Source organism: Methanospirillum sp., assembly GCF_028679455.1.
Classification (GTDB): Archaea; Halobacteriota; Methanomicrobia; order Methanomicrobiales; family Methanospirillaceae; genus Methanospirillum.
Genome location: NZ_JAJRBM010000098.1, coordinates 1 through 6253 on the forward strand (window position 1 = coordinate 1; position 6253 = coordinate 6253).

At 45.2% G+C, this 6253-nt stretch carries 4 protein-coding genes; 3 read left to right on the forward strand and 1 reads right to left on the reverse strand.

The genetic code is table 11. The annotated features are described in order from the left end of the window. Nucleotides 1-1381 (reverse strand): hypothetical protein (locus tag LUQ50_RS03180; protein WP_300036079.1); only part of this gene is annotated, 1381 nt, incomplete at its 3' end. 264 nt (nucleotides 1382-1645) lie between these two features. Between LUQ50_RS03180 and LUQ50_RS03185 the strand changes: the two genes are divergently transcribed. From LUQ50_RS03185 to LUQ50_RS03195, 3 genes are all read left to right on the forward strand, one after another. Then, entirely contained in the window at nucleotides 1646-2230 is a 585-nt protein-coding gene (locus LUQ50_RS03185) for an isoprenylcysteine carboxylmethyltransferase family protein (protein WP_300036082.1), read from the forward strand. A 226-nt stretch (nucleotides 2231-2456) separates the two neighbouring features. Beyond that, entirely contained in the window at nucleotides 2457-5471 is a 3015-nt protein-coding gene (locus LUQ50_RS03190) for a response regulator (protein ID WP_300036085.1), read from the forward strand. A 330-nt stretch (nucleotides 5472-5801) separates the two neighbouring features. Continuing rightward, the coding region (locus tag LUQ50_RS03195; RefSeq protein WP_300036088.1) for a response regulator at nucleotides 5802-6253 on the forward strand (452 nt) is incomplete at its 3' end.

The following is a 6253-nucleotide window of genomic DNA, read 5'->3' on the forward strand; positions in this document are numbered from 1 at the left end:
CTGCAGCAGTAAGTGCATCATCGTCACCGGTTCCTCCGACTGTCTTCTGCCACTTCAGGTTCCCGGTTGCGTCGATTTTTATGATCCATGCATCATAACCTCCATGGTTCCCGGTTACATTCCCGTCATTGGAGTTGGTATATCCACTGACCAGATACCCACCGTCAGTGGTTCTGATTACTGCTTCTGCATCATCATCTCCGGATCCTCCGTAGGTCTTCTGCCAGTTAATGGTCCCGGTTGCATTGATCTTCACGATCCATGCATCATAATCTCCATGGTTTCCTGCAACATCCCCGTTGGTTGAATTTGTATATCCTGCAAACAGAAATCCACCATCATCGGTGTGAATAACCATTCTTGCATCCTCATCTCCGGATCCACCATAGGTCTTCTGCCATTCGATTGCACCGGTGGTGTTGAGTTTCACGATCCAAGCGTCGTAATACCCATGGTTATTGGTGACATCGCCATCGTCTGACAAGACGTACCCTCCTGCAAGGTACCCGCCGTCAGATGTCTGGAGTACCGTGTTTGCTCCGTCATCTTTTGTTCCTCCAAGGCATTTCTGCCACTGGAGTGTTCCATTGGTACTGAGTTTCTGGATCCAGGCATCATAGACCCCGTGCATCCCGGTTACATTACCATCATACGATCCGGTTCCTCCCCCTATCAGGTATCCGCCGTCAGATGTCTGAATATCTACCCATCCCCAGTCATGAGCAGTTCCACCCAGACAGGTTGCCCATTCAACCGAGCCATTACCTGAAAGCTTTACGGTCCATGAATCGTCATACCCGTGGTTTCCGATCACGTCGCCATCAGAGGAGTAGGGATATCCACAAACCAGATACCCGCCATCGGCAGTCTGATTTACCCCAACCCCTCCATCAGTGTCAGATCCTCCGAGGCATTTCTGCCATTCAATGATTCCCGTGGAGTTGAGTTTCACGACCCAGTAGTCATATTTTCCATGGTTTCCGGTTACATCCCCGTCAGTTGACATGGTGTATCCACTAAATAGGTATCCACCGTCAGATGTCGGGATCAGGGAGCGTGAACCTTCAGAACTGCTTCCCCCAAAGCATTTCAGCCAGTTGATGCCAATCGGTGAGATATTATTCTCACCAGATGCTGCTGATGTTTGTACCTGACTGGTTCTTGATACACCTTGAGCAGACACAGCCACTTGTCCGGTTTGAGCTGGTACCTGGGCAGTAGTTGTGTTTACGGTTGTTCCCTGATGCTGGTGTAATCCGACATTCGGATCCGGTATCGGTTCAGCAGATACAAACGTCAGTAGCAGTCCGATGCAGGCCAGTCCAATCACCAATGCACAAAGCTGCCTTCTGGTATTTACGAAATTAATATCTCTTTTCATATGTCCCCGCTTTTCCTCCCTGATGCATTCCACTCATCCACCATTCGGTAGTTCTTCGTAACATTTAAAAATAAATATATTTTTCGATATATTTTATGAATCTGATGTTTTTGATGGAAAAATATGGTAGTAATGGAATTCTCTGATCAGTACAAATAAGTATCACGGTAAACCGCCGAAAAAATCATGATACCTGGTACCATCAGGTCATATCATGTAGTCCTAGCTGCATTCTTAAGATATCCTGACATAGGATGATACAAGATGACTCTCTCACCGGCCTTACTCTCCCCTTTGATTCCGCTCTGGTATCCCTCGGTGGTGATCTGGATAATCGGTGAAACCGTGCTGATTGTGCGAAACAAAGGGATCTCCTGCCATTGTTCCGTGAGGATACGGATCGTGCTCATCTTCTATGCAATATTTTGCATCCTACTGGCACTCCTTGCTGCACTCAATCCGCTCTTTCAGTTCTCTGCTGACCCAACCCGGATCACCATAGTCAGTCTGTTTCTCATATGGGTTGGTATGGCAATAAGGTTCAGTGCAGCCAGCGAATTGGGAGTTTTTTATAGTCCGAAGATGATTGCAGATCACGGTCACCACCTTATCCGGACCGGCCTGTACCGGTATATCCGTCATCCGTCAGGCTTAGGGTTTATGGTAGTTGTCTGTGGTGTTTCGCTGATATGCGTTAATTATCTGGTCCCGATCCTTGTACTTGGTGGTCTGGCCCCGGTAATTCTGGTCCGGATTTTCGTGGAAGAGGATACTCTGCATAACCGGTTTGGGTATGAATATCATCAGTATTGTGAACGAACCTGCCGGCTAATTCCCGGATTGTTTTGATCAGATTTCAGACTCTTTATTTGATTCATGATGATGGTTGAATCGGAAGTACTCTCATTATTTGGTCTTCGTTTTTGCACCGGGTCTGAAAAAATCACGGGGTAAATCGATATCTTTTAGGCGTTTCAAAACGTAGATCTCTTCTATCCAACCTGGCTTTCCTGTGTCAGGTCATGCTCTACAAACGGTGTGCAGGTTTCCGGGCAACCCGGAAAAGGTCCCTGATATGAACAAACCAGATACAGGTTCCGGGAATCACCAGAAGATCACTGTTCTCTATGTAGATGATGAACCGGATCTTCTAAGCATGGGCAAGGCATTTCTGGAACGATTAGGAGAGTTCAGTGTCGATACTCTGAAATCGGCACATGAGGCCTTGAAATCTTCCACCATTCAGACGTATGAAGTCATCGTCTCAGATTACCAGATGCCCGGGATGGATGGTATCGCTTTTTTGCAGGAGGTCCGGAGAATCTGTGATAACATCCCATTTATCCTGTTTACCGGACGGAGACGGGAGGAAGTAGTAATCCAGGCTATCAATAACGGTGCTGATTTTTACGTACAGAAAGGAAGAGATCCGATCGCCCAGTTTGCTGAACTTGGACACAAGATCCGGATCGCAGTAGAGAAAAACCGGATCAGGCAGTTACTTTGGGATTCAGACAAACGGTTATCTGATATTATCGGGTTCTTTCCTGATCCAACCTTTGCGATCGATATGAGCGGTTCGGTGACTGCCTGGAACCGTGCTCTTGAAGCGTTGACCGGATTATCAACAGCAGAGATGCTGGGGAAGGGAAAGAAAGAATATTCTGCAGCATTTTATACCGATGATCGTCCCCTGCTCATTGATCTGATCGATGAACCTGATGAAAAAATCCTTCAATATTACCTCACTTTCCACCGGGATGGTGACTCGCTTATCGGTGAGACAGAAACCATCAAACTGGACGGAACCCCGGTATTTGTTCAGAACAAAGTCTGCAGACTGTATACTGATGCCGGAGAGGTTACCGGTGCCATTGAGTCAATCCGTGAGATCACTCAGTTAAAAAAGACTGAAGGCGAACTGCGAAGAAGTGAGGAACGATACCGCTCGATAGTCAATAATCTGGATGAGATGATCATCAGACTCACCCCCGATGGCATCATCACTTTCATTAACGAGGCATTTCACCGGTTCTCCCTGCAAAATCTTGGTCTTGTACCGGTTGAGGGAATGGCAATTCATGAATTCCTTCAGGATAGTTATCCCCGTTTCGTATCTTTTTTAGCCGGATTATCACGGAATGAACCTGTACGTGAGATGGAACAGATGATACATAATCATACCAACGCGAAATTCTGGCTGGTATGGTCTGTCCGTGCATTATTCGACAAGAGCGACGCCCCTGATGAATATCAGGTTGTTGTGAGGGACATCACTGAAAGGAAGCAGGCTGAAGAGGTATTACAGGAGGAACATGCAAGATACCGTTGGTTTGCAGAAAATGCACTGGATATGCTCTATCGGATCTCCCTTTCTGATCAGAGATTCGAATACCTCAGTCCTGCTACAACGAACCTTACCGGATATACACCTGAAGAACTCTATGCAGATCCTACTCTGTTTCAGCATGTGATACACCCGGATTGGCAGGAGTATTATCATCTGCAGTGGAGTCAGGCACTGAAAGGGAATATCCCTCCTATTTCAGAGTACAAAATCCTTGATCGGTGTGGGAATGCCCATTGGTGTAACCAACGGAATGTGGTAGTATATGATGATTCAGGAAAGCCGGTAGCACTTGAAGGAATTGTCACTGATGTCACTCAGCAAAAAGAGATCGAGGATACTCTGCGAAGAAGTGAGAAGCGGTTTCTCGCGGTAACACAGAATGCAGGTTCATGGATCTGGGAGATTGACCCTGATGGTATCTACACCTATGCAAGTCCTGCGGTTTACGCAATTCTTGGATACTGGCCTGATGAACTGGTTGGAAAAAAACATTTCTATGATCTTTTTGATCCTGATGTTCGTGAGGAACTCAAAGCGGTAGTGATGCATGCAATCAAAAGGTACCGGGTTATCAATGATCTGGTAAATTGCAACCTGGATAGGAAAGGACGGCATGTGTATCTGAAATCCAATGCAGTGCCGGTATATGATGAACAGGGTGCCTTTACCGGCTACTGCGGGGTTGATCTTGATATCACCAGCGAGAAAGAAGCAGAGGGTAAACTGGCAGCAAGTGAGGAGAAATACCGTTCGTTTGTCGAGAATGCAAATGCAATCGTTTTTTCACTGACCCCTGACGGAGTTTTCACCTATGCTTCTCCCAATTGGACCGAACTGCTGGGTCATGATGTAAGTGAGGTGATTGGAAAACCCGCCTCTCTTTTTACTCATCCAGATGATTATGCCCATAATCTGGCAGCTTTTAACCACATTATCAACGCCGGGGAGAAGTTAAGAGTCGAAGGATATCGTGTTTGCCACAAGAACGGATCTTGGCAGTGGCATAGTCAGAGTCTCTCCCCGGTCTTTGATGCGACCGGTACCGTGGTGAGTATCCAGGGAATCTGCCACGATGTCACTGAGCGTAGACAGATTGAAGAGGCGCTTAAAAAAGCTAACCGCCAACTCAATCTGCTTACCGGGATTACCCGGCATGACATTCTTAATAAACTCTCGGTCATCCTCGGATCTATAGGGGTTGCAGAGAGGAAAAATTCCGATCCTGATCTTCCTGAATGCCATAAACGGATCAAATCTGCGGCCCATGCGATTCAATCCCAGATTACATTTACCCGGATATACGAGGATCTCGGTGTAAAGGAGCCGCAATGGATCGATCTCGACTCGATCATATCAGAGATTGTCATTCCAGCCACTATCACCCTGCATCAGGATCTGAAGCAGGTATCCGTATTTGCGGATCCGATGATAGAAAAGGTATTTTTTAATCTGCTGGATAATTCAATCAGACATGGTGAAAAAGTGACTAAAATCAGATTGTCTGCCAATGAAGATATGGGTGATCTGGTGGTGGTGTGGGAAGATAACGGGGTCGGTATTCCTCCCGACGAGAAGGAATTGATATTTGAGCGTGGGTACGGGAAAAATACCGGTCTGGGGATGTTTCTTGCCCGGGAGATACTGGATCTTACCGGGATCTCCATTTATGAGACTGGTTCTCCGGGAACAGGTGCTAGGTTTGAGATCCGGATTCCAAGGGGAATGTACCGGATCGGGTGAGCATCGGTGCCAGCATCAATTTTCATCTTTAACAGGGCTGGCTCTGAATTAGGTCAAGGCATCATACTATTATAGAAGTAACCGTACTAGTTTAAAAACGCCCGCAAATAGAATTGTAACCCTGAATTTTTAGAGCATACAATATGCAACGAAAGGGTTTGACGTACAAATCTGATAGTATGATATCTGCAACCTGAGTTCTGAATTTTATTTATAATTAACAGTTCATCTGAATCTAAAGGGTATTACGAATCAGGTATAAGAAACCATTGCAATATGGATCTCATAATACCCGCAATTGCAGGCAGGAAATATTTCTGTTGATTTGACATGGACTCAATAAATTCCTTTACTAATCCAGACTTAAATTGCCCCTCTGGCACTCCTCAAATAAAATCATTAGATTCGGGTAATATTTCTTACAAAGTACTCCATCTTGATGACGATCCAGACATTCTTAAAGTATGCAAATTAATCCTTGAAAAGCAGGGTGATATATCGGTTGATTCTGTTGAATGTCCTGTCAAAGCACTTGAAACGGCATATAATGAAAGGTATGATCTGATAATCACTGATCACCATATGCCGAAAATGTCCGGTTTAGAATTTGTTGAAAAAATCAGACATTTGAATGAACATGTTCCCATTATTGTATTGAGTACAGACTTGGATAAGGGATTATACATCTCATTCTCTAATCTCTTTTTCATTACTAAAGATGAATCACCTGAATTAATATTAAACAATATTAAGAGAATAATTCATATTTCGGTATCCAAATC